26 protein-coding genes and 5 tRNA genes are annotated in these 21,884 nt (G+C 33.8%); 8 read left to right on the top strand and 23 right to left on the bottom strand.

Annotation, left to right across the window (positions count from 1 at the left end; genetic code table 11):
• Nucleotides 1-46: 46 nt before the first annotated feature.
• The 23 genes from rplJ to ACN0TY_RS15695 form a co-directional block, all read right to left on the bottom strand.
• Nucleotides 47-568, bottom strand: a complete 522-nt coding sequence (rplJ, locus tag ACN0TY_RS15805) for a 50S ribosomal protein L10 (protein ID WP_236960031.1) — start codon at nt 566-568, stop codon at nt 47-49.
• Between the two features lie 23 nt (nt 569-591).
• The gene (rplA, locus tag ACN0TY_RS15800; RefSeq protein ID WP_236960032.1) at nt 592-1,281 is read right to left on the bottom strand and encodes a 50S ribosomal protein L1; all 690 of its coding nucleotides are present in this window, start codon (nt 1,279-1,281) and stop codon (nt 592-594) included.
• A gap of 19 nt (nt 1,282-1,300) precedes the next feature.
• The gene (gene rplK, locus ACN0TY_RS15795) at nt 1,301-1,738 is read right to left on the bottom strand and encodes a 50S ribosomal protein L11 (RefSeq protein ID WP_236960033.1); all 438 of its coding nucleotides are present in this window, start codon (nt 1,736-1,738) and stop codon (nt 1,301-1,303) included.
• Nucleotides 1,739-1,815: 77 nt separating this feature from the next.
• Entirely contained in the window at nt 1,816-2,367 is a 552-nt protein-coding gene (nusG, locus tag ACN0TY_RS15790; protein ID WP_236960034.1) for a transcription termination/antitermination protein NusG, read from the bottom strand.
• Nucleotides 2,368-2,388: 21 nt separating this feature from the next.
• A complete protein-coding gene (gene secE / locus ACN0TY_RS15785; RefSeq protein WP_236960035.1) occupies nt 2,389-2,577 on the bottom strand; it encodes a preprotein translocase subunit SecE in 189 nt (62 codons plus the stop codon).
• 98 nt (nt 2,578-2,675) lie between these two features.
• Nucleotides 2,676-2,746 (bottom strand) — tRNA-Trp (locus ACN0TY_RS15780).
• Nucleotides 2,747-2,813: 67 nt separating this feature from the next.
• Nucleotides 2,814-4,001, bottom strand: coding sequence for an elongation factor Tu (gene tuf / locus ACN0TY_RS15775; protein WP_236960036.1), 1,188 nt, complete (start codon nt 3,999-4,001; stop codon nt 2,814-2,816).
• 57 nt (nt 4,002-4,058) lie between these two features.
• A tRNA-Thr gene (locus ACN0TY_RS15770) sits at nt 4,059-4,130 on the bottom strand.
• 166 nt (nt 4,131-4,296) lie between these two features.
• A tRNA-Gly gene (locus ACN0TY_RS15765) sits at nt 4,297-4,369 on the bottom strand.
• Between the two features lie 42 nt (nt 4,370-4,411).
• Nucleotides 4,412-4,493, bottom strand: a tRNA-Tyr gene (locus tag ACN0TY_RS15760).
• A 181-nt stretch (nt 4,494-4,674) separates the two neighbouring features.
• Nucleotides 4,675-4,748: transfer RNA gene (locus ACN0TY_RS15755), tRNA-Thr, on the bottom strand.
• A gap of 88 nt (nt 4,749-4,836) precedes the next feature.
• On the bottom strand, nt 4,837-5,139 hold the full coding sequence (gene hpf, locus ACN0TY_RS15750; RefSeq protein ID WP_236960037.1) for a ribosome hibernation-promoting factor, HPF/YfiA family: 303 nt from the start codon (nt 5,137-5,139) through the stop codon (nt 4,837-4,839).
• A 126-nt stretch (nt 5,140-5,265) separates the two neighbouring features.
• Nucleotides 5,266-6,156, bottom strand: a complete 891-nt coding sequence (locus ACN0TY_RS15745; protein ID WP_417445227.1) for a tyrosine-type recombinase/integrase — start codon at nt 6,154-6,156, stop codon at nt 5,266-5,268.
• Nucleotides 6,157-6,304: 148 nt separating this feature from the next.
• On the bottom strand, nt 6,305-6,499 hold the full coding sequence (rpsU, locus tag ACN0TY_RS15740) for a 30S ribosomal protein S21 (protein WP_236960039.1): 195 nt from the start codon (nt 6,497-6,499) through the stop codon (nt 6,305-6,307).
• 114 nt (nt 6,500-6,613) lie between these two features.
• A complete protein-coding gene (locus tag ACN0TY_RS15735; RefSeq protein WP_417445230.1) occupies nt 6,614-7,753 on the bottom strand; it encodes an acyl-CoA dehydrogenase family protein in 1,140 nt (379 codons plus the stop codon).
• Between the two features lie 33 nt (nt 7,754-7,786).
• Nucleotides 7,787-8,608 (bottom strand): ComEA family DNA-binding protein, encoded by an 822-nt coding sequence (locus ACN0TY_RS15730; RefSeq protein ID WP_417445226.1) that lies wholly within the window; start codon nt 8,606-8,608, stop codon nt 7,787-7,789.
• A gap of 11 nt (nt 8,609-8,619) precedes the next feature.
• A complete protein-coding gene (locus ACN0TY_RS15725) occupies nt 8,620-10,701 on the bottom strand; it encodes an amino acid carrier protein (protein WP_236960041.1) in 2,082 nt (693 codons plus the stop codon).
• Nucleotides 10,702-10,788: 87 nt separating this feature from the next.
• Nucleotides 10,789-11,823: a potassium channel family protein gene (locus tag ACN0TY_RS15720; protein WP_417445229.1), complete on the bottom strand. Its 1,035-nt coding sequence runs from the start codon at nt 11,821-11,823 to the stop codon at nt 10,789-10,791.
• A gap of 54 nt (nt 11,824-11,877) precedes the next feature.
• Nucleotides 11,878-12,105 (bottom strand): PspC domain-containing protein, encoded by a 228-nt coding sequence (locus ACN0TY_RS15715; protein WP_236960043.1) that lies wholly within the window; start codon nt 12,103-12,105, stop codon nt 11,878-11,880.
• An 18-nt stretch (nt 12,106-12,123) separates the two neighbouring features.
• Nucleotides 12,124-13,392 carry a DUF2851 family protein gene (locus ACN0TY_RS15710; protein ID WP_417445225.1) on the bottom strand — a complete coding sequence of 423 codons (1,269 nt, stop codon included), beginning with the start codon at nt 13,390-13,392 and terminating at the stop codon, nt 12,124-12,126.
• A gap of 80 nt (nt 13,393-13,472) precedes the next feature.
• Nucleotides 13,473-13,787, bottom strand: a complete 315-nt coding sequence (locus tag ACN0TY_RS15705) for a rhodanese-like domain-containing protein (protein ID WP_417445224.1) — start codon at nt 13,785-13,787, stop codon at nt 13,473-13,475.
• 113 nt (nt 13,788-13,900) lie between these two features.
• Nucleotides 13,901-14,515 (bottom strand): thioredoxin family protein, encoded by a 615-nt coding sequence (locus ACN0TY_RS15700; protein WP_417445223.1) that lies wholly within the window; start codon nt 14,513-14,515, stop codon nt 13,901-13,903.
• 15 nt (nt 14,516-14,530) lie between these two features.
• Nucleotides 14,531-15,085 (bottom strand): TlpA disulfide reductase family protein, encoded by a 555-nt coding sequence (locus ACN0TY_RS15695; protein ID WP_417445222.1) that lies wholly within the window; start codon nt 15,083-15,085, stop codon nt 14,531-14,533.
• A gap of 141 nt (nt 15,086-15,226) precedes the next feature.
• Between ACN0TY_RS15695 and ACN0TY_RS15690 the strand changes: the two genes are divergently transcribed.
• The 8 genes from ACN0TY_RS15690 to ACN0TY_RS15655 all read left to right on the top strand — a co-directional run bounded on the left by ACN0TY_RS15690 (nt 15,227) and on the right by ACN0TY_RS15655 (nt 21,872).
• Nucleotides 15,227-15,676, top strand: a complete 450-nt coding sequence (locus tag ACN0TY_RS15690; protein WP_417445221.1) for a MarR family winged helix-turn-helix transcriptional regulator — start codon at nt 15,227-15,229, stop codon at nt 15,674-15,676.
• Nucleotides 15,677-15,726: 50 nt separating this feature from the next.
• A complete protein-coding gene (locus ACN0TY_RS15685; RefSeq protein ID WP_417445220.1) occupies nt 15,727-16,359 on the top strand; it encodes an NAD(P)H-dependent oxidoreductase in 633 nt (210 codons plus the stop codon).
• Between the two features lie 40 nt (nt 16,360-16,399).
• Nucleotides 16,400-16,972 (top strand): YceI family protein, encoded by a 573-nt coding sequence (locus ACN0TY_RS15680; protein WP_417445219.1) that lies wholly within the window; start codon nt 16,400-16,402, stop codon nt 16,970-16,972.
• Nucleotides 16,973-17,331: 359 nt separating this feature from the next.
• Complete coding sequence (locus ACN0TY_RS15675) at nt 17,332-18,732, top strand: anthranilate synthase component I family protein (RefSeq protein ID WP_417445218.1); 1,401 nt, start codon at nt 17,332-17,334, stop codon at nt 18,730-18,732.
• A gap of 56 nt (nt 18,733-18,788) precedes the next feature.
• Complete coding sequence (locus ACN0TY_RS15670; protein ID WP_417445217.1) at nt 18,789-19,352, top strand: anthranilate synthase component II; 564 nt, start codon at nt 18,789-18,791, stop codon at nt 19,350-19,352.
• Nucleotides 19,353-19,408: 56 nt separating this feature from the next.
• Nucleotides 19,409-20,404: an anthranilate phosphoribosyltransferase gene (gene trpD / locus ACN0TY_RS15665; RefSeq protein WP_417445216.1), complete on the top strand. Its 996-nt coding sequence runs from the start codon at nt 19,409-19,411 to the stop codon at nt 20,402-20,404.
• A 38-nt stretch (nt 20,405-20,442) separates the two neighbouring features.
• Complete coding sequence (gene trpC / locus ACN0TY_RS15660; protein WP_417445215.1) at nt 20,443-21,225, top strand: indole-3-glycerol phosphate synthase TrpC; 783 nt, start codon at nt 20,443-20,445, stop codon at nt 21,223-21,225.
• 50 nt (nt 21,226-21,275) lie between these two features.
• The gene (locus tag ACN0TY_RS15655; protein WP_417445214.1) at nt 21,276-21,872 is read left to right on the top strand and encodes a phosphoribosylanthranilate isomerase; all 597 of its coding nucleotides are present in this window, start codon (nt 21,276-21,278) and stop codon (nt 21,870-21,872) included.
• The last annotated feature ends 12 nt before the right edge of the window (nt 21,873-21,884 follow it).

The raw sequence follows: 21,884 nt of genomic DNA, 5'->3' as shown, positions 1-21,884 counted from the left end.
TCGTTTTAATAAATTTTTAAAATATAATTGTTTAAGTGCGTACTACTTATGATTCTTTCTCTGATAAAGTTTTAAGAATACCAGCTAATTTACCACCACTTGCTTTAAGTCCGCTAATAACGTTCTTAGCAGGTGATTGTAATAATCCGATGATATCTCCAATAACTTCTTCTTTAGACTTGATACTTACAAGAGTGTCTAATTGCTCATCTCCTAAATATACAGCCTCTTCAATGAAAGCTCCTTTTAATAAAGGTTTATCAGATTTTTTACGGAAGTCTTTGATTAATTTTGCAGGACCATTTCCAGTTTCAGAAAACATTAAAGAAGTATTTCCTTTAAGTACTGTTGGAAGATCACCGAAATCTTTATCAGAAGCCTCCATTGCTTTCGCAAGCAATGTATTTTTTACAACTGCGAGTTTGATGTTTGCTTTAAAACAAGCTCTACGTAAGTTAGAAGTTGTCTGAGCATCCAATCCTGAAATATCAGCTAAATAGATATTTCCATTATCACCTAACTGCGCAGTTAAATCTTCTATTACCGTTAACTTTTCTTGTCTAGTCATGATTAAAAAATTTATACTGCCAATTATACTGCCTTAGGATCTACAGGAACACTAGGACTCATTGTGCTAGACATAAAGATACTCTTTACGTAAGTTCCTTTAGCCGCAGTTGGCTTAAGTTTTGATAATGTTTGTAATAATTCATTTACGTTATCAGCAAGTTTATCTGCTGAGAATGATGCTTTACCTATTGCAGCGTGAACGATACCAGTTTTATCAACTTTAAAGTCAATCTTACCAGCTTTTACTTCACCAACAGCTTTAGCAACATCCATAGTAACTGTTCCTGTTTTTGGGTTAGGCATTAATCCTCTTGGTCCTAAAACACGTCCTAAAGGCCCTAATTTACCCATTACGCTTGGCATTGTGATGATAACATCAACATCAGTCCAACCGTCTTTTATCTTTTGTAAGTATTCATCTAAACCTACGAAGTCTGCACCAGCTTCTTTAGCTTCAGCCTCCTTATCTGGAGTAACCAATGCTAACACTTTTACATCTTTTCCAGTTCCATGAGGAAGTGTTACAACCCCTCTAACCATTTGATTAGCTTTACGCGGATCTACTCCTAAACGTACTGCTAAATCTACAGATGCATCAAACTTAACGTTAGTGATATCTTTTACTAATTGAGAAGCTTCTAAAACAGAATATAATTTACTGTTGTCTACTTTCCCAACTGCTTCTTTTTGCTTTTTTGTTAATTTTGCCATTTCTAGATTCTTTTAAGATTTAAAAAGGCTTATCACCCGAAACCGTTAATCCCATTGATCTTGCTGTTCCTGCAACCATACTCATCGCTGATTCTACAGTAAAAGCATTAAGATCCTGCATTTTGTCTTCTGCGATAGCTTTTACTTGATCCCAAGTAACACTAGCCACCTTTTTACGGTTTGGCTCTCCAGAACCCTTCTTAACCTTAGCCGCTTCCATAAGCTGAACTGCCGCTGGCGGTGTCTTAATTATAAAGTCAAATGACTTGTCTTTATAAACGGTGATCGCAACTGGTAATACTTTACCTTGTTTGTCCTGCGTACGAGCATTAAACTGCTTACAGAACTCCATGATGTTAACACCGGCAGCACCTAGAGCGGGTCCAACCGGTGGCGACGGATTCGCAGCACCTCCCCTAACTTGTAGCTTAACTACTTTACTAACTTCTTTTGCCATTGTTTTTGTTCAATTTTAAAATTTGATACGCCAAATTTGCTGGAAGCAAGGCGAATCTATATATAAATGTGTAACAATTATACTTTTTCAACTTGCATATAACTCAACTCTAACGGTGTCTTTCTTCCGAAAATCTTAACCATCACCTCAAGTTTACGCTTTTCTTCATTTATCTTCTCAACAGTTCCATTGAAACCATTAAAAGGCCCATCTACAACTTTTACAGTTTCTCCTAAAACATAAGGAATAGCAACATTATCTGTAGTTACAGATAATTCATCAACTTTACCTAACATTCTATTTACTTCAGACTTTCTTAAAGGCACAGGATCCCCTCCTTTTACCTCACCAAGAAAACCTATAACTCCAGTTATAGACTTAATAACGTGAACAATCTCTCCACCTAAGTTGGCTTTCACCATTACATATCCAGGAAAATAAACACGTTCTTTATTTATTTTTTTTCCATTACGCACCTGAACTACTTTTTCCGAAGGAACTAGCACTTCATCCACATAATCTGAATACCCAAGACGAGATATATCCTGTTCAATGTAGCCTTTAACTTTATTTTCTTGACCGCTAACTGCCCTTACTACATACCACTGTTTTGCCAACGCTTCTGCCATTGCAATACTCGTCTTTAAATATTAATTATTAATTACACCAAAATAAAGCTTGATCAGTTTAGCAAAAACTGAATCAATACCCCAAATTGCTAATGAAAAAAGTATAGAGAAAACAGCAACAACAACCATTAGGTTTTGTCCTTCAGCCCATGTAGGCCAAGTAACATGTGCTCTTAACTCCTCAAATGATTCTTTTATATAATTCACCATTTTATCTCTATATATTTTTATCAGAAATGAAAACTAACTGCTTTTAAAAGGAAGACCTTCACAAAACAAATTAATTTTCATTTAAAAACTTTTATTAGCACGGGTAGAGAGATTCGAACTCCCATCAACGGTTTTGGAGACCGGCATTCTACCATTGAACTATACCCGTTTATTCAAGTTTAAAGGCGTCTAATTCGAAAAAATCAGACACCTTTAAGACTTGTATACTTATGAAATTAGTCTAAAATTTCTGTAACCTGACCAGCTCCAACTGTTCTACCTCCTTCACGGATAGCAAAACGTAAACCTTTACTCAAGGCAATTGGCTGCAACAACTCAACAGTAATAGTTAAGTTATCTCCAGGCATAACCATCTCAACTCCATCAGGTAAAGAAATAGTACCTGTTACGTCAGTTGTACGTACGTAGAACTGTGGACGGTAGTTATTATGGAATGGAGTGTGACGTCCACCTTCTTCTTTTTTAAGAACGTAAACCTCAGCTTTAAATTTAGCGTGTGGCTTAACAGAACCTGGCTTACAGATAACCATACCTCTTTTGATATCAGTTTTCTCGATACCTCTTAAAAGGATACCTACGTTATCTCCAGCTTCACCTCTATCTAATATCTTACGGAACATCTCTACTCCAGTTACTGTAGAAGTTAATTTCTCAGCTCCCATTCCGATAATATCTACAGCTTCTCCCGTTTTAGCAACTCCAGACTCAATACGTCCTGTAGCAACTGTTCCACGTCCAGTAATTGTAAATACATCCTCGATAGGCATTAAGAAATCTTTATCAACATCTCTCTGAGGTAATTCAATCCACTCATCAACAGCTTCCATTAATGACATAACTGAATCAACCCATTTTTGCTCACCATTTAAAGCTCCAAGTGCAGAACCAGGAATAACTGGACCATTATCACCATCATACTCATAGAAAGAAAGTAATTCTCTTACCTCCATATCAACAAGCTCTAAAAGCTCCTCATCATCAACCATGTCAACTTTATTCAAGAAAACAACGATTCTAGGAATACCTACCTGACGACCTAAAAGGATGTGCTCACGAGTTTGTGGCATTGGACCATCTGTAGCAGCAACTACTAAGATAGCACCATCCATTTGCGCAGCACCTGTTACCATGTTCTTTACGTAATCCGCGTGACCAGGACAGTCAACGTGAGCGTAGTGACGATTAGCAGTTTGGTACTCTACGTGAGAAGTGTTAATTGTAATACCTCTTTCTTTTTCTTCAGGAGCGTTATCGATTGAATCGAATGAACGTGCATCAGAAAGACCAGCATCTGCCAATACTTTAGTGATAGCAGCCGTTAAAGTAGTTTTACCGTGATCTACGTGTCCAATAGTACCTATATTTAAGTGTGGTTTGGAACGATCAAAAGTTTCCTTTGCCATGATTTAATAATTTTAATCTTAGTTATATATTAGTGTTCAAATTTAAAACGCAACAAGAGCCAATGACGAGATTTGAACTCGTGACCTCTTCCTTACCAAGGAAACGCTCTACCCCTGAGCTACACCGGCTTAAAAGCTTAAGATCAAGTTTAAAAATTTCTCTCTAAAAGATCACCCAAACAAAACCATAAACTCAAAGTACTAGAATTAGAGAGGAGAACACATCTTATTTTCTTAAGATAATTCTCATCTCTATTTTAAAACCTGAATTAAAAACTCAAGCTATTCTGTTTTGAGCGGGAGACGAGGTTCGAACTCGCGACATTCAGCTTGGAAGGCTGACGCTCTACCAACTGAGCTACTCCCGCAGTAACAACTCCGAAAAACAGAGTCGGTTTGCAATTTATTTGTGGGGAGAGCAGGATTCGAACCTGCGAAGACGTAGTCAGCAGATTTACAGTCTGCCCTCGTTGGCCGCTTGAGTATCTCCCCAATCTAAGTTTCTTTAAAAATCATCAATCAAACTTAATGTTGAAATTGATTTTCTACTTAAAATTCCGAGCGCAAAACTAATAATTTTTATTTGAATAACAACTATTTTTTTTATCTTTTTTCAAAGATATTTTTTACACTCTTACAAATTGACAAATTTTCAAAAAACTAAAACTTTTTGAGCCGATGGAGGGACTCGAACCCACGACCTGCTGATTACAAATCAGCTGCTCTAGCCAGCTGAGCTACATCGGCTTTTCAGTAAAAAAGTCCGCTATTTCTAACGGACTGCAAATGTATATAAATTATTCTTTTTACAAAACAATTTTTAAAAAATTTTTATTCAAATATATGAACGCAATTTTTGTTTCCTTTTCTTTAGTGATCGCTCTAATGCACTTGCTGCAGAATCGACAGCTTCCTCAAAAGTTTTACACTGTTTCTTTACTATGTATTCATCTCCAGGAACATGCACTTTTACCTCAGCTATTTTATTCTCCTTAGCACTCGTGTTTTGTACCTTTAAATACACTTCTGAATGGACGACTTTATCGTAATAATGATCTAATTTATCCAATCTCTTTTGGATAAAATTTAACAATTTCTGATCTACATTAAAGTTTACAGATTGCGTGTTTACTTCCATTTCCTCTAAATTTAAGGTTAAACTATTCTCCCAATCGCATGGGCTACACTTCATCGATGGTTCACATCGAATAGCATCGTTCACTACTTAAAACTTAAATACCACGCTCCTTCAAAGCAACTAACGCTACTTTTTATTTCTTGGGTGCGCATTTCCGTATTGTTTTTTTAATTCCGCGATACTATTATGAGTATATACTTGAGTAGATGCTAAACTTGCATGACCTAATAACTCTTTTACTGAATTTAGATCGGCTCCCTCATTTAAGAGATGCGTAGCAAATGTATGTCTTAATATATGCGGACTTTTTTTAAGTTTCGTTGATGCCTTACTAAAGTACTTATTTATTGTTCTATAAACAAGATTTTCATAAACTTTATGACCGCTTTTAAGAAGAAATAAACAGTCTTTTGAGTCCTCATTAACATAATCACTCCTTATCCTCAAGTAATCTTTTATAGTTATTTCCAAAGAAGAAGCCAATGGCACATAACGTTCTTTATTACGCTTACCTAAAACCTTTATAGTTTTATTCGCAAAATCTATATCTGGAAGCTCCAAATTAACAAGCTCTATCCTTCGCATTCCTGTTGCATAAAAAAGCTCTATGATTAATTTGTCTCGCAACCCCTCAAAACTATCTTCAAACTCCATATCATTTAAAACCTGCTTCATTTCTTGCACAGAAAAAGGCACCTCTATCTTTTTAGCAGTTTTTAGAGCTTTATGCTTTGCTAACGGATTTACTTCTATCTGTTTTGTCTTCAGCAAAAATTTATAATAGGCCTTTAAAGAAGACACCTTTCTATTTATACTCCTATTACTGATATCACTATCTACTAAAAGAACAATCCAAGATCGAATTTGAGAATAATTTATTTGCTGAATAGAGGTTTCTTCAAAAGTAACTTCACAAAATTCAAGAAATGCAGCAAGGTCATTCTTATATGCTAGCACCGTATGCTTAGAATAGTTTTTTTCTAACTGAAGATAATCTAGAAACTTTACGAATGGCATATAAAAAAGATTTAAATCAAAGATAAGGAAATAGTTGTTTGAAGTTTCACCACCTAAGACAAGGAGTTCTTAGAGGATCTATTGAGTAGAAATAAAAAATCCCGCTTCAAAAGAAACGGGATGTTGATATTATTAAGCCTGAAAAAAATTATATTTCTTCTAGGTTTCTTAATCTTTGAACGTAAGACGCTTTCTGGATCTGAGCTCTTTTCTCTACAGATGCCTTCGTAAATTCTTTTCTGCTACGTAGCTGACGCATTGTACCAGTTCTGTCAAATTTACGCTTGTAACGCTTAAGCGCTCTGTCTATATTTTCTCCTTCTTTTATCGGTATTATTAGCATAAGTGTACCACCTCCTCTCTTTTACGGCGGCAAAGATAAAAATTTATTTAAAATGAAAAATAAAAAAATAAAAAAATATCGTCTGCTAAAATACTAAGGCTCAGCCTAACAAACCTACTTTAAAATATTTCTAGCAATCACTACTTTCTGAATCTCTGTAGTTCCTTCTCCAATAGTACACAATTTAGCATCTCTATAAAATTTTTCCACAGGAAAATCTTTTGTATACCCATAACCTCCATGAATCTGTACAGCCTCATTTGCAATTCTAACACATGCTTCTGAAGCAAACATTTTACACATTGCACTCAGCTTTGTCATCTTTCTTCCTTTATTCTTTTCTGAAGCCGCTTTATGCAATAACAATTCTGAAGCCTCTATATCTGTAGCCATATCTGCCAACTTAAAAGAAATCCCTTGGAATTCTGAGATTGGTTTCCCAAACTGCACACGTTCTTTAGAATATTTAAGAGCAGCCTCATACGCTCCTCTTGCTATTCCTAGAGATAATGCTCCAATAGAAATTCTTCCACCATCTAGTATTTTCATGGATTGAATAAATCCATTACCAACCTCTCCTAAACGATTTGCATCGGGCACTCTACAATCAGAAAAAACAAGCTCCGCAGTTTCGCTAGCTCTCATTCCTAATTTATTTTCTTTTTTTCCGCTAGAAAAACCAGGAGTCCCCTTCTCTACTACAAAAGCAGTCATTCCGTGGGAATCACCTTTCTCTCCAGTTCTTACGATTATTACTGCTACATTCCCACTAATCCCGTGAGTAATAAAATTTTTGGCTCCATTTAAAACCCATTCATCTCCATCTTTAACAGCGGTAGTACTCATACCTCCTGCATCCGATCCTGTGTTATGCTCTGTTAATCCCCAAGCCCCAATCCACTCTGCAGTGGCTAACTTAGGTAACCATTTTTTCTTTTGTTCTTCGTTTCCAAAAGTTAAAATATGATTTGTACAAAGTGAGTTATGTGCTGCAACTGACAAGCCTATAGAAGGATCAACCTTAGAAATTTCATCTAAAATGGCAATGTATTCATGATACCCCAATCCGGAACCACCATATTCTTCAGGAACTAAAACTCCCATAAAGCCAAGTTCTCCTGCTTTTTTAAATACATCAACAGGAAAAATTTGGTCTTCATCCCACTCCATTATGTGTGGTCTTATATATTGTTCTGCAAATTCCTTTGCAGAGTTCGCTACTAAATGTTGCGTCTCTGTATAGTCAAAATTCATTTGTTCCGCTGTATCCAATTCCATTCTTTCTTTTTAATCAAGGCTCAAATATAATTCAATTCTGTTTAATTTATCAGTAGGAAAATCTTCTATTTTTGTTAATTCAGCAATCGAATTGATTTTCTGATGCTCCGTTCTATAAGATACAATTTTTATAGCCAAATCCCAGTTTATATATGGCAAGCTGTTTAACTCTCTAACAGAGATATTATTAATATTATATTGCTTGTATTCTGGCAGGTCTTTTATTTCAAACTTCTTCCAAAGCTGAAGAATAACTTCTGGTTTTAAACCATAAACTTCCGCGAGCTGATCTTTAAAATAAAATCCTTTAAGCAAGCTTCTATATTTAATGATTCTTTCAGATAGTTTTTCTCCAATACCATAAACGGCAATCAACTCCTCCTTTGTTGCATCATTAATATCTAATCTTGCTACAACTCTTTTTGCTGATTTTTCTTTTCTGACAAAGGGTTTAAAAACAGGAAACTTAAAATATGGAGCGATTGTTTTTAGGAGTGAATCGGAAACTCCTGTAACTTTTTTAAAATCTTCTTTTGAGTTTACATACAAACCTTTAGCACGATAGGCCAATAATTTATCAATTTCATGAGAAGCGAGCCCCAAAGAGTAGCCTTTAAAATCGGAGATATAATTTGGGTTAAAAGGATAGATAGTATAATTACTTGTAGTCTGAGATACTTCAGCAGGAATAGTAATAGCTACTATTTCCTTTTGAGGACTAAATGAAGTCCACCCAATAGATATTAATTGAATAGAAGTGACAATTAAGAGCAAAAAAAATATCCCACTTCGCTGACTTTTTTTGAAGCGAAAGTGGGATATCAATTTCATATATATTTTATTTATGCAGTCTTATTATTTATTTTTTGTTTTTTAAATAATTCTCCTGCTTTTAATTTCTTCATATACTCACGAAGATCTTCTCTTACCTCTCCACTCATAATATACAATCCTATAATATTAGGGAAAGACATTGCTAAAATCATCATATCAGAGAAATCTAGCACCGCTCCTAAACTTACAGAAGCTCCAATTACGATAAATACCATAAAGAAAATCTTGTAAACAATCTCTGTTTTTTTACTCTTTCCAAATAAGAACGTCCAAGCTCTCATTCCGTAATAAGACCAAGAGATCATTGTTGAAAATGCAAATAAGAAAACTGCTACTGCTAATACATAAGGGAACCAGCTAATAACACTTCCAAAAGCATCTGAAGTTAATTGCGCACCTGCAATACCTTCTACTTCATGCATTCCTGTAAAGATTAATACTAATGCTGTTAATGTACAAACTACAACCGTATCAATAAACGGCTCTAATAAAGCTACAAAACCTTCAGAAGGTGGGTGATTTGTTTTTGCCGCACTATGCGCAATTGCTGCTGAACCTACTCCAGCCTCATTCGAGAATGCTGCCCTTTGGAAACCTACGATTAATACTCCGATAACTCCTCCTTTTAATGCACTAGGACTGAATGCTCCGTCATAGATTGCAGAAAATGCAGGCCCTATGTTTTCTATATTTACTCCAATTACAATAAAAGCAGCTACAACATAAATACCAGCCATAAACGGAACAATTTTTTCCGTTACTTTAGCGATACTACTAATCCCTCCAAGGATAACTGTACCTACAAGAACCGCTGTTATAACTCCGAACCAAAACCCATGCCCTTGTAAAGCTGGGAATTGACCTGCTAATTGCTCAAAAGACTGATTAGCCTGGAACATATTACCTCCTCCAAAAGAGGCTCCAACTGCTAGAACAGCAAAGAATACTGCTAGGAATTTCCCTAGCCCTTTCATGTTTTTCTTCTCTAGTCCATAACGTAAGTAATTCATTGGACCTCCAAATACACGTCCATCAGGAAGAATATTTCTATACTTTACTCCTAAAGTACACTCAACGAATTTAGAAGACATTCCTAAAAGTCCAGCTAAAATCATCCACATAGTTGCTCCAGCTCCTCCTAAAGAAACTGCTACTGCAACCCCTGCTATATTTCCTAATCCTACTGTTCCAGATACTGCTGTAGCAAGTGCTTGGAAATGCGTTACCTGTCCTGGAGCATTTGGATCATCATATTTTCCTTTTGCTAAATCTAGAGAGTGTCTAAATCCACGGATATTAATGAAGCCCATTCTTAAAGTAAAGAAAGTTGCTCCTAATAATAACCAAACTACAATAAAAGGAATGTTTTTAGTTTGAGGATCTCCATTAGGATGCAGTAATGGAATAGGCTCATCATATTTAATTTCAGCTAAAAAGTGAGCTCCTTGTTCTATTACGTGCTTTTTATTGTCAGAATTGTAAATAACATTCCCTTCTTTCACTAAATACTTTAGCTTTCCGTTAGCTTCAGCAAATACAGGCTCTGTTCCACCAGAAGCTTTAGAAACAACTGCTATTTTTTCTCCTTTTTTTACTGATGCGCCTTCAGGCTTTAACCATTCTTGAAGCGTATATTTTTCTTCTAAATCTGCACTCCAACTTGGAATAGAGATTAGTTTCACATCTGCATACACTACAGGATCATATATTCCTGAAGCTGCAAATGGGTCCCAAAATAAAACGGAACCTAAACCTGCTACTGCTGGGGTCATAGTTCCGTTGAATACTTCTGTTATTGATTCGGTCTCAATCTTATAAACCTTTTCGACTGAATTACCTGCGGCATCCTTAATTAATACCGAATAATCTACTCCTTCGGTAAGGCCAGAAGCCACATTAGACTTTAAAGATGTGGTTTGATTACTCCATTTGTATGTATACGGTGGAGTACCACCAGTAACATCGAGTTCTATCGCCCCATCATTGATTTTATTTGAGGGATTTATTAAACTTTCTTTTACTGTGAGCTCTTGTGCGAACATCGAAAAACCACACAGCATTATAAAAATCGAGAGAAATTGTTTTCTCATAAAGGATTATGTTTAGGTTATATTTAAATTAAGAATTATTAAAAACTGACGCGGCAATATCATAAAAAAAAGGCGTTTATTCAAATTTTACCCGTTAAATGTATTTTCTACGATATGAAACAGCGTATTTAATTTTTTTATTTGTTCTGGCTGTCCAAGTACCATAAGCTTAGAATTTGGCAATAATTCTACACTCGCATCTGGATTGATTATATACTTCCCATCTGGGTGTTTATAACCAATAGCTGTACACCCTGTTTGCCTTCTTAAATCTAGATCTACAAGTGTTTTATACAAATATCCTTCAGGTAGATTATCTACGGCTACCTCTTCTAAGTTTATAGTAGTTTCATCATCTATTGAAAGCTGATCCATAAACTCAATAAGATCTGGTAATACAACTAATGACGCCATGTGATCTCCGCCTATTTTATCTGGCATAATAGTTTTATTAGCTCCCGCTAATTTTAATTTTCTTTGCGATGCTTCTTGAGAAGCTCTACTTATAATAGTAATCCCTTTATTAAGTTGTCTTGAAGATAGGACAACGAATAAATTATCTGCATCATTTGGAAGCGCTGTTATTAAACATTCTGCTTTCTGAATTCCGGCTTCCTCTAAAGTTTCATCTTCATTTGCATTACCAATTACAAAAAGTACATCTTCACTATATCTATTAACAATCTCTTCATCTTGTTCTATCACTACAAAAGGCTTACGATACGCTTTTAATTTTTTTGCAGCCTGCATCCCATTTCTACCATATCCACATATTATGATATGATTATTAAGCTTAGTAATTTGTTTTTTCATTTTTCTGTATTTTATATTCTGAAGGGCACTTCTAGATAAAACATATTCTGTAACTACGGATATAGCATAAGCTACAATAAAAACACTCGAGGTAATTAATATTATTGTAAAAATCTTAGTAACATTGTCTGTTGGTCTCACCTCACTAAAACCTACGGTTGTTATAGTAATAACCGTCATATAAGCTGCTTCCACCCAAGAATAATCGCTTAGAAACCGGTAACCTAATATTCCAAACAAAAAGATAAATAGCAATAATACAAGTGCTATATAAAATTTGGATCTAAATAGTTTAAACATAGTATCGATTAGCTGTGTTTGGTGACCTTATTAAATTACAATTATTCTTTTATAGTTCTCTTTTTATAAATCGAAAACCGACGTCCTCTTTGTATAAACCAAGTCTTTCAATTTTAACCAAAAAGCTAAGGTTAAATAAACAAAGAACCAAATCCCTAATGTAGCAAAAGATGCATATATAAAAAAAAGACGTACATTTTTTGTCTTCATTCCCAGACGATCCGCCAATCTCGAAGATACAGCATATCCGTTCTTCTCGAAATAATATCTTAGATTTTTTATAGCACTCATGTTACAAATATAGAACTATCATCTAATTAATTTCACTCCAATCTCACAATGCAAGCATTTATTTTCAGAACAATACTCATTATAAAGCTGTAATAATGATTGACTCCCCAAAGCCGACTTTACATCAAAGCCTATATTTTCGAAGCTTTCCACAATACTATTCTTCTCTTTTTTGATTCCTCCAATTAAGTTTAATACTTCCTCTGTAGCATCTTTACCCTTATAATTTCCGTAGCAGAATTTTAAAGGTATAATTGTATTTACAATGAGTAAATTTATAAACTGCTTACTTGTTTTCTTTTCCCTTTTAGAAGGAGATTCTTTATTAAAAGTATAATGACTATCCCAATAATTACTAGCTGAAACCTCAAAAATCTTATAATAGCCTTCCAATTTATCACATTCCATTAATTGCTGAAAAAGATTGGTTTCTTTACTATAAAGTGCTGCTAATTGTGACAACCTAATGGTGGGGAAATTATACGGTCGTAACTTAAAATATTCAGGAGCTAACGTAGATTGCTCTAGAGTGTATTTCTTCTCAAGATATTTATATTCTTTTTTTAAACTGATATAATATTGACTTACAGATTCGTCATTTAACATGCCTGCAACACCAAATAGTAATGTCTCTAAAGTAAAATTGGATGTGCTATTTTTTCTGATGACTAAAAAAGGAAGTTTATTAGATATCTCAAAGAACGCTTCTCCATTGATTTTTAATCCAAAATTTCTAAGTAGCATCTTAAAAAGTATAGACTCCCAATCATTCTTACATTGCTGAAGCTCTCTAATAATAAATTCAGATTTCTCCTGTAAGCGATCTATATATAAGCGTCCCATCCATCGATCAATAAAAAAAGAAGGAATCGCTTCTAGTTGCTTTTCGCAGTTAATAAATTTTTGATTCCCATAAAGCAATTGGTTATAAGATAAAAGTGTCTCTGAATGAACGATATTTTTTAAGGCTAATGTTGGTATCGCCTCATTATTCTTATTAAAAACATCAATATCATGTTCCCAAACAACATGTAATATTACATTACTATATGCAGGATCATTTTCATGATTATGAGCATACCAAAAGGAAGATTTTTCATGTATCTCTACATTTCCCACCCAATGTAAGTCATTAATTCTAAGTTGTGCATTTAAAAAATCTGGACCCGAATGGAGATTATGCTGTCCCAAAGAAATTATAGCAATCCTCTCTCCGTTATCGGTTATTAAATCTTTTTCAGGAAACTTTTTAAACTTCCATATATAATGCAAAAAATCTTCTTTCAAAATATTGAAAATTCAAAATTCTGAAAGAAGATAGTTATAATTTAGCGAATATCGCCTATTTACTCTATTGTGATTTTTGTTTAATCTTCTACAACATCACCGTCCCACTCCATAAAACCTCCTAATAGGTTGTGAGTGTTTTCAAAACCAAGTTGATTCATCAACATACAAGCTTGTGCGCTACGCTTTCCTGAGCGACAATAAACATAGAAGTTTTTAGATTTATCTAATTCTCCTACTTCATCTAAGAAACCTTGACCTTTATAAATGTCTATATTTAATGAATTAGGAATATACCCTTCTTCTCTCTCTTCTTCTGTACGCACGTCTAAAACTATTGCGTTAGTATCTTTTGTAAGTTCAGCTACCCACTCTTCTTGAGTTAAATCTGCCATAATTATTTTATTAAAAATTAAAAAAAATCTGAAGCTTACACTTCAGATTACAAATTTATATAAATCTTATACAATTGGTCTTAAGTTTTCATTAAAAATGGACTTTCAAATCCTTATATCTTAATAGAACACCCTATTGCCTTTGTGCTTTTTATCTCAATATCATTTCCTTGCAGCATAGCATCAATAGCGTCTTCAACGTATGTTGTCTCTACCGCTGTTTCATCTTGATAATTATCATCAATAGCTCCAATATATTTTACAATATTTCCTGAACTTGTTTTTTCTAGAAGAAAACAGTGTGGTGTTCTTTGAGCGCCATAAACTGGTGATATTTTTTGATCTTTATCAACTAAATAAGGGAAAGTATATCCTTTTGCAGAAGCTCGCTCTTGCATTTTCGTGAAACTCTCATCAGGCTGAATCGACGGATTATTAGGGTTTATAGCAATTACAGGAACTCCCTTTTCCTTATATTTTTTATCAAGAGCAATAATTCTATCTTCATAAGCATTTGCATACGGACAACCATTGCAAGTAAATATAACCAAGAAACCTTTTGCCTCTTTATAATCAGCTAAAGAAACGGTATTCCCATCTACATTTTTTAACTTAAAATCTACGGCTTTATCTCCTATTTTGTATCCATCGTTATATACATTAGGCTCTGTAAAAGAACTACTAATAACAACTATTGCAAGGAGCAACACTATCCTTAACTGATTCATTTTATGTAAGTTGGTTTAGTTGGTAATAAAATCTTTAAGCGCATCCTCTAATTCTATAAAGGTAAAAGATTTTTCATAAAATGATCGTTTATTCTCAGAAATAATTAAGGTTGCGGGAATAGATCCAGACCAATCACTATCTACTTTAGGAATCCATGTATTTTGTTTGGGATCGTTCAATAAAACAACGTTACTACTAAATTGTTGTTTTTCTAAAAAAGGAATCAAAACTTCATCTACTTTTTTTGGAAAGTCTAAACTCACCAAAATCACTTCTACATCTTGCTCTTTATATATATTGTGTATTTTTTCAAAGTAAGGAAGTTCTTTTACACAAGGTTTACACCAAGTAGCCCAGAAGTTAACTATATAAGTTTTGTCTTCGTTAGCTAGAAGCAACTTTTCAAAACCATCATAATCATAAACTGGAACTGTAAAGTTTGAAGTTTTAATTACATCAATAGGAGTTACCACGCTCATTAAGTTAAACGCGAATTCCTTATCCTTAGATTTTTGCTCCTTGCAACTTGCCACTATTAATAATAATGCAAGTATAACAATCCGTTTCATACCTCAATCTTAGTTTTAAACTCCCTAAATGTATCAATAGAAACTACTCGCAAAATAGATTTAACATTATTTTACAAGTTAAAAAGTTGTAATTTCAATTAAACAGATATACATTTGTATATACAATTATTGTAACGACAAATGAAAATTGAAGACGCTATAAAATCTAATGACATGCCACTGGGCAGAAAGACTATAATTAATTTATTATATACTGCCAATGCTATTCAAGATAAAACCGTAGAGATATTAAAACCCTTCGATTTGTCTCCGCAGCAATTTAATGTATTACGAATTTTAAGAGGACAAAAGGGAAAACCTGCAAACTTATTTACGATTCAAGAAAGAATGATCAGTAAAATGAGTAATACTACAAGACTTGTTGACAAACTGATTACAAAAGGACTTGTAAACAGAATTACTTGCGAAGAAAACAGACGTAAGGTTGAGATTACAATTACTAGAAAGGGATTAGAATTGCTTGCAACTATAGATGAACCTGTAGAAGCTCAAAATGAAAGTATAATAAAAAGCCTATCTTCCGAAGAAATAAAACAATTAAATACTATACTCGAAAAAATTAGAGATTAAAAAAATTTACAACAACAATTGTATATACAACAAATGTAAAAACAACAATAATGAGCACATATAATAATAATTTAAGCTGGCGATATGCCACAAAGAAATTTGACACAACAAAAAAAGTTTCTAACAACGATCTTGAAACACTAAAAGAATCAATTCAACTTACTGCATCCTCTTACGGATTGCAACCTTACAGAGTAATCATTGTTTCTGATGAAAAAACGAAAGAGAAGTTAAAAGCAGCTGCATATAATCAACCACAACTTGCAGATGCTTCTCATATCGTAGTTTTTGCTAGCATAGACGATGTTAATGATTCTCATGTTGACACGTACATGAATGAAATCAGCAAAACTAGAGGGGTAAGCAACGCTGATCTTGAAGGTTTTTCAGGAGTAATAAAAGGAACATTAGCCTCTTTATCCGTAGAAATGAAAAATGTATGGGCAGCAAAACAGACATATATTGCCTTAGGGAATCTATTGGCAGCCGCAGCAGATCTTAAAATTGATAGTTGCCCGATGGAAGGTTTTGAATCTGAAAAATTCGCTGAGATATTAGGACTAAAAGAAAAAGGTTTAACACCAACTGTTATCGCTCCTATTGGATACCGAGCAGAAGAGGATCCTACACAACACTATAAAAAAGTAAGAAAACCAGCTGATGAATTATTCATTAGCATATAATAGTTTACCAATTAAATATAAAAACAAAAATAACAACAACATGAAAAAGAAAATTTTAAAATCAGTATTAGCATTTACAATGGTATTGGGTGCAACGGCCTTTACAGAGATCGACACTAAAAAAGTTGACACCGAAAAAAGTAAAATTACTTGGAAAGGATATAAAGTAACAGGTTCTCATGAAGGAAACATAGATTTAAAAAGTGGAGAACTTAAATTTGATGGCGATAAACTTATCGGTGGGGAATTTGCTGTAGATATGAGTTCTATTGGATCTACTGACTTAAGTGGAGAGTACAAAACAAAATTAGATGGCCACTTAAAATCTGATGATTTCTTTGGTGTTGAAAACCATCCTACCGCTACATTAGTTATTTCGAAAACTAAATCTACAGGTAAGAACTCTTATGAAGTAACTGGAGATTTAACGGTGAAAGGAAAAACAAATCCTGTGACTTTTGAAATGTCTATATATGGAAGTAAAGCTACTGCGAATATAAAAATAGACCGAACTAAATATGATGTTCGTTATGGCTCTGGAAGCTTTTTTGATGACCTTGGAGACAAAACAATCTATGATGAATTCGATTTAGTTGTAGATTTAGTATTCTAGAATAAACGCTAATTCAAGAAAAAAGGAGCTTTTAAAAGCCCCTTTTTTTTTTGCTAACATTCTAACATTCAAAAAGAATTTAGTTGGAATTTTAATTTTTAGTTTGATATCTAGAAATACATTTCTATATTTGATGCACATATGAGAACAATTACAAATAATACTTGGTGGTGGTCTAACTTACGTAAAACGTCGTGAGGTAGCACTGCTGTGATATTTTTAAAAATATACAAAAAGGCTTGTCAATCACGACAAGCCTTTTTTTATGCTTAAAAAATAGCCATCAGCTAAAATAAAGAAGAAATAATATAGAATAATTCGATTGGCATATCGAAGAATAAAATTTAGAATAAGAATCTATGAAAACATATCATTTAAAGACTAATTACAAGCAGATACTTGCAGACACTATTACGCCAGTTAGTGTATATCTTAAAATTCGTGATCGCTATCCAAATAGCATATTACTTGAGAGTAGTGATTATCATGCCAACGACAATAGCTTTTCGTATATCTGTTTTAATCCGATTGCTTCAATTAAGGTTGAAAACAATATAATTTCTAAGACTTTTCCAGACGGAACTGCTTCAGAAGAAGAAATTACAGAAGGAGTTCACGTTCCCTTAGTAATCGAAGATTTTAAGGCGCATTTTAAAACCGACAAGAATGATTTTAAGTTTATAAACAACGGTCTTTTTGGGTATATAGCTTATGATGGAGTTCAGTATTTTGAAGACATAACAATCACAAAAAAAACAGATTCTCTCGATATTCCAGACATTTATTATGCGGTATATAAAAACATAATCGCAATCAATCATTTTAAAAATGAAGCTTATATATTTTGTCACTGTTATGATAGTAGTAATAATGTAGACGACATCCATCAACTAATTCAAGCTAAAAATTATGCCTCCTACAATTTCTCTAAAGTTGGTGAACCTGTTTCTAAACTTAAAGATGAAGACTATAGAGCACTTGTAGATCAGGGTAAAAAACATTGTCATCGTGGGGATGTTTTTCAATTAGTGTTGAGTAGAAGGTTTGCTCAAAAATTTAAAGGTGATGAGTTTAATGTTTATAGAGCGCTACGTTCTATTAACCCATCTCCATACCTATTCTATTTTGATTATGGAGATTTTAAAATCTTCGGAAGTTCTCCAGAAGCCCAGCTTATAGTAAAAGAAAATAAAGCTGAAATTCATCCAATTGCGGGTACATTTAAACGCACTGGAAATGACGAAAAAGATGCCGAATTGGCAAAAGAACTTGCTGTGGATGAGAAAGAAAATAGCGAACATGTAATGTTAGTTGATCTTGCTAGAAACGATCTTAGTAGAAATGGGAATATGGTCGAAGTAGAAACCTATCGTGAGGTACAGTTTTTTTCTCATGTAATCCATCTTGTATCAAAAGTAACAGGTCAGAAAAAGAAAGAAACTCCAACTATGCAGGTTGTAGCAGACACCTTCCCAGCTGGTACTTTAAGCGGTGCTCCAAAACACATGGCGATGCAACTCATAGACAAATATGAAGCTACAAATCGCGATTATTACGGTGGAGCAATCGGTTTTATGGATTTTGAAGGCAATTTTAATCATGCGATTATGATTCGTACTTTTTTAAGTAAAAACCACGAGCTATATTTTCAAGCTGGAGCAGGAATCGTGTCCGAATCGCAACCAGAAAGTGAATTACAAGAAACATATAACAAATTAGGTGCTTTGAAAAAAGCAATGGAAATGGCGGAAGACATTTAGTTTATAGCTATTAAATAATATTAAAATAGCCTTTAAAACTTTACAAACTTATAGAAATGAAAAAAGTATTAGTTATAGATAATTACGACAGTTTTACTTACAACCTTGTTCACTATTTAGAAGATTTAGGATGCGAAGTTACTGTTAGGAGAAATGACCAATTAGCATTAGAGGATGTAGCTCCTTTCGAAAAGATAGTGCTCTCCCCTGGTCCAGGAATTCCAGAAGAGGCTGGTCTTCTCAAAGACATTATTAGAGAATATGCGCCAACAAAAAGCATCTTTGGAGTTTGTTTAGGGCAACAAGCTATTGGAGAAGTTTTTGGTGGAAAACTTATTAATATAGATGAAGTATACCACGGTGTTGCTACAAAAATAGAAATCTCACAAGAGGAGCCTATTTATAAAGATTTACCAAAAGAAATTGAAGTCGGAAGATATCACAGTTGGGTTGTAGATCCTAAATTACCAAATGTCCTAAAAGCTACTTCTTATGATAAAAATGGACAAGTAATGTCGCTTTGCCATGTAGAATATGATGTTTGTGGCGTGCAATACCATCCAGAATCGGTTTTAACTCCCGATGGTAAAAAGATTTTAGAAAACTGGCTGAATAAGTAATTTAAAAATCGGACGTAGAAAATTGAACATTTGTAATAAAGCAAATATTAAATAAAATGAAAGAAATATTAAATAGACTTATAAACCACGAAACAATTTCTAAAGAGGAAGCTAAGAATGTTTTAGTGAATATCTCAAACGGATCGTACAACACTAGTCAGATTGCGGCTTTTCTAACTGTATACATGATGCGAAGTGTAACTATTGAAGAGTTGGAAGGCTTTCGTGATGCCCTTTTAAATTTATGCCTTGCGGTAGATTTAAAAGAATATAATGCCATAGATTTATGTGGAACTGGAGGCGATGGAAAAGACACTTTTAACATCTCTACATTAGCATCTTTTGTTACCGCAGGTGCCGGAGTACATGTTACCAAGCACGGAAATTATGGAGTTTCTTCAAAATGTGGTTCCAGTAACGTAATGGAGCATTTGGGAATTAAATTTTCTAACGATCAAGACTTCCTAAAAAAGTCCATTGAAGAAGCAGGAATCTGCATTTTACACGCACCACTCTTCCACCCTGCGATGAAAAATGTAGCTCCAATTAGAAAAGAACTTGCTGTAAAAACATTTTTTAATATGCTTGGGCCGATGGTAAACCCAGCGTTTCCAAAAAATCAAATGGTAGGTGTTTTTAATTTAGAACTTGCACGCATGTACGGATATTTATATCAGAATACAGATAAAAACTATACCATTTTACATGCTTTAGACGGTTATGATGAGATCTCATTGACAGGAGGCGCTACAAAAGCAATTAGAAATCATACGGAGCAAATGCTTTCTGCAGCAGATTTTGGAGTAAAAGAACACCTGCAAACTGATATTACTGGTGGAGATACAATTGAAGCTTCGGCTAATATTTTTGTTGATGTTCTTAACGGAAAAGGAACAGAAGCACAAAATAATGTTGTTTGTGCAAATGCAGGAATGGCAATAGCAACTGTAAAAGAATTGACTCCTAAAGAAGGTTTCGAATTGGCTAAAGAATCACTATTAAGCGGAAAAGGATTAACGGCTTTCAATAAACTAAGAGCTTTAAGTAGTTAGTCATAATAACGAGATTAAAAATATTTCAATAAAAAATAATGAATATTCTAGATAAAATAGTAGCTGATAAAAGAAAGGAAGTAGCTCTAAAAAAGGGACTTATTCCAACCTCACAATTAGAGACTAGTATCCTATTTGAGCGTGATTGTATTTCTTTAGCTGATAAATTACGAGCTAGTAATACTGGAATTATAGCAGAACACAAGCGTCGGTCACCATCAAAATCGGTTATCAACCAATCATTAAACGTACAAGATGTAGCCAAAGGTTATGAAGAAGCGGGAGTATGTGGTATGTCTGTTCTTACGGACGGAAAGTATTTTGGAGGTTCATTAGACGATTTAATTTTAGCAAGAGCTGCAGTTAAAATGCCCCTTTTAAGAAAAGAGTTTATAATAGATCCCTATCAACTTATAGAAGCCAAGGCTTTTGGTGCCGATGTTATTTTACTGATTGCTGCTATTTTATCGAGAGATGAAATTAAAATGCTTTCAGAAACAGCAAAAAAATTAGGTCTAGATGTATTACTAGAAGTACATAACGAAGAAGAATTACAAAAATCAATCATGCCGAGTTTGGACATGTTGGGGGTTAACAACCGTAATCTTAAAACGTTTGATGTAAGCTTAGACATCAGTAAAACACTTTCTGAAAAAATACCGAATGATTTTGTAAAAGTTTCCGAAAGTGGAATTAGTAACATCGAAGCCATAAAAGAGCTTCAGCCATATGGATACAAAGGTTTTTTAATAGGTGAAAACTTCATGAAAACCGATAATCCTGGTAAAAGTGCTACAGCATTTATTAAAGAATTACAATAATAGAACACTAATTCCTCAATAAAATTATAATGAAACTTAAAGTCTGTGGAATGAAATATCGAGAAAATATAGAAGCTGTTGCTGCATTGCAACCCGACTATCTCGGTTTTATTTTTTATGAAAAATCTTCCAGAAATAATGAAGATGTTGTTCCTGAACTTCCAAAAGGCATCAAAAAAATAGGTGTTTTTGTAAATGCATCGATTTCATTTATTGCAGAAAAAGTAGCAATGCACAACTTAGATGGCGTACAATTACATGGGGAGGAATCGCCTGAATTTTGTAAAGATTTAAGGAAACAAGTTTCTCAAAAAATTATCATCATAAAAGTATTTTCCATAAAAGAGGAATTCGATTTTACAGTTTTAAATAATTATGAAGCTTTCGTTGATTACTTTTTATTTGACACCAAAGGAAAACTTCCTGGTGGAAACGGATATACATTTAATTGGGAGGTTTTACACGACTATCCATCTAAAAAACCTTTCTTTTTAAGTGGTGGAATAGGAATAGATCATCTTGAAAAAATAAAGAATATCAATCCGAGTTTACCTATTCATGCTATCGATGTAAATAGCAAGTTTGAGCTAAAACCAGGATTAAAAAACATAGAATTACTAACCGAATTTATAAAGGATTTAAAGTAGAAGATATTGATT

Origin of the sequence: Joostella sp., from assembly GCF_048266025.1 — a bacterium.
Classification (GTDB): Bacteria; Bacteroidota; Bacteroidia; order Flavobacteriales; family Flavobacteriaceae; genus Galbibacter; species Galbibacter atrarenae.
This window is presented reverse-complemented; position numbering and strand designations above follow the sequence as displayed.

What these genes read in the sequence shown, in the direction of transcription:
- tuf (WP_236960036.1), bottom strand. Translation starts at nt 4,001, where the DNA reads ATGGCAAAGGAAACTTTTGATCGTTCCAAACCACACTTAAATATAGGT.
- rpsU (WP_236960039.1), bottom strand. Translation starts at nt 6,499, where the DNA reads ATGCTAATAATACCGATAAAAGAAGGAGAAAATATAGACAGAGCGCTT.
- rplK (WP_236960033.1), bottom strand. Translation starts at nt 1,738, where the DNA reads ATGGCAAAAGAAGTTAGTAAAGTAGTTAAGCTACAAGTTAGGGGAGGT.
- secE (WP_236960035.1), bottom strand. Translation starts at nt 2,577, where the DNA reads ATGGTGAATTATATAAAAGAATCATTTGAGGAGTTAAGAGCACATGTT.
- ACN0TY_RS15675 (WP_417445218.1), top strand. Translation starts at nt 17,332, where the DNA reads ATGAAAACATATCATTTAAAGACTAATTACAAGCAGATACTTGCAGAC.
- rplA (WP_236960032.1), bottom strand. Translation starts at nt 1,281, where the DNA reads ATGGCAAAATTAACAAAAAAGCAAAAAGAAGCAGTTGGGAAAGTAGAC.
- trpC (WP_417445215.1), top strand. Translation starts at nt 20,443, where the DNA reads ATGAATATTCTAGATAAAATAGTAGCTGATAAAAGAAAGGAAGTAGCT.
- nusG (WP_236960034.1), bottom strand. Translation starts at nt 2,367, where the DNA reads ATGGCAGAAGCGTTGGCAAAACAGTGGTATGTAGTAAGGGCAGTTAGC.
- rplJ (WP_236960031.1), bottom strand. Translation starts at nt 568, where the DNA reads ATGACTAGACAAGAAAAGTTAACGGTAATAGAAGATTTAACTGCGCAG.
- ACN0TY_RS15725 (WP_236960041.1), bottom strand. Translation starts at nt 10,701, where the DNA reads ATGAGAAAACAATTTCTCTCGATTTTTATAATGCTGTGTGGTTTTTCG.
- ACN0TY_RS15690 (WP_417445221.1), top strand. Translation starts at nt 15,227, where the DNA reads ATGAAAATTGAAGACGCTATAAAATCTAATGACATGCCACTGGGCAGA.
- ACN0TY_RS15745 (WP_417445227.1), bottom strand. Translation starts at nt 6,156, where the DNA reads ATGCCATTCGTAAAGTTTCTAGATTATCTTCAGTTAGAAAAAAACTAT.
- ACN0TY_RS15730 (WP_417445226.1), bottom strand. Translation starts at nt 8,608, where the DNA reads ATGAAATTGATATCCCACTTTCGCTTCAAAAAAAGTCAGCGAAGTGGG.
- ACN0TY_RS15670 (WP_417445217.1), top strand. Translation starts at nt 18,789, where the DNA reads ATGAAAAAAGTATTAGTTATAGATAATTACGACAGTTTTACTTACAAC.
- ACN0TY_RS15685 (WP_417445220.1), top strand. Translation starts at nt 15,727, where the DNA reads ATGAGCACATATAATAATAATTTAAGCTGGCGATATGCCACAAAGAAA.
- ACN0TY_RS15705 (WP_417445224.1), bottom strand. Translation starts at nt 13,787, where the DNA reads ATGGCAGATTTAACTCAAGAAGAGTGGGTAGCTGAACTTACAAAAGAT.
- ACN0TY_RS15680 (WP_417445219.1), top strand. Translation starts at nt 16,400, where the DNA reads ATGAAAAAGAAAATTTTAAAATCAGTATTAGCATTTACAATGGTATTG.
- ACN0TY_RS15700 (WP_417445223.1), bottom strand. Translation starts at nt 14,515, where the DNA reads ATGAATCAGTTAAGGATAGTGTTGCTCCTTGCAATAGTTGTTATTAGT.
- ACN0TY_RS15695 (WP_417445222.1), bottom strand. Translation starts at nt 15,085, where the DNA reads ATGAAACGGATTGTTATACTTGCATTATTATTAATAGTGGCAAGTTGC.
- ACN0TY_RS15715 (WP_236960043.1), bottom strand. Translation starts at nt 12,105, where the DNA reads ATGAGTGCTATAAAAAATCTAAGATATTATTTCGAGAAGAACGGATAT.
- hpf (WP_236960037.1), bottom strand. Translation starts at nt 5,139, where the DNA reads ATGGAAGTAAACACGCAATCTGTAAACTTTAATGTAGATCAGAAATTG.
- trpD (WP_417445216.1), top strand. Translation starts at nt 19,409, where the DNA reads ATGAAAGAAATATTAAATAGACTTATAAACCACGAAACAATTTCTAAA.
- ACN0TY_RS15655 (WP_417445214.1), top strand. Translation starts at nt 21,276, where the DNA reads ATGAAATATCGAGAAAATATAGAAGCTGTTGCTGCATTGCAACCCGAC.
- ACN0TY_RS15735 (WP_417445230.1), bottom strand. Translation starts at nt 7,753, where the DNA reads ATGAATTTTGACTATACAGAGACGCAACATTTAGTAGCGAACTCTGCA.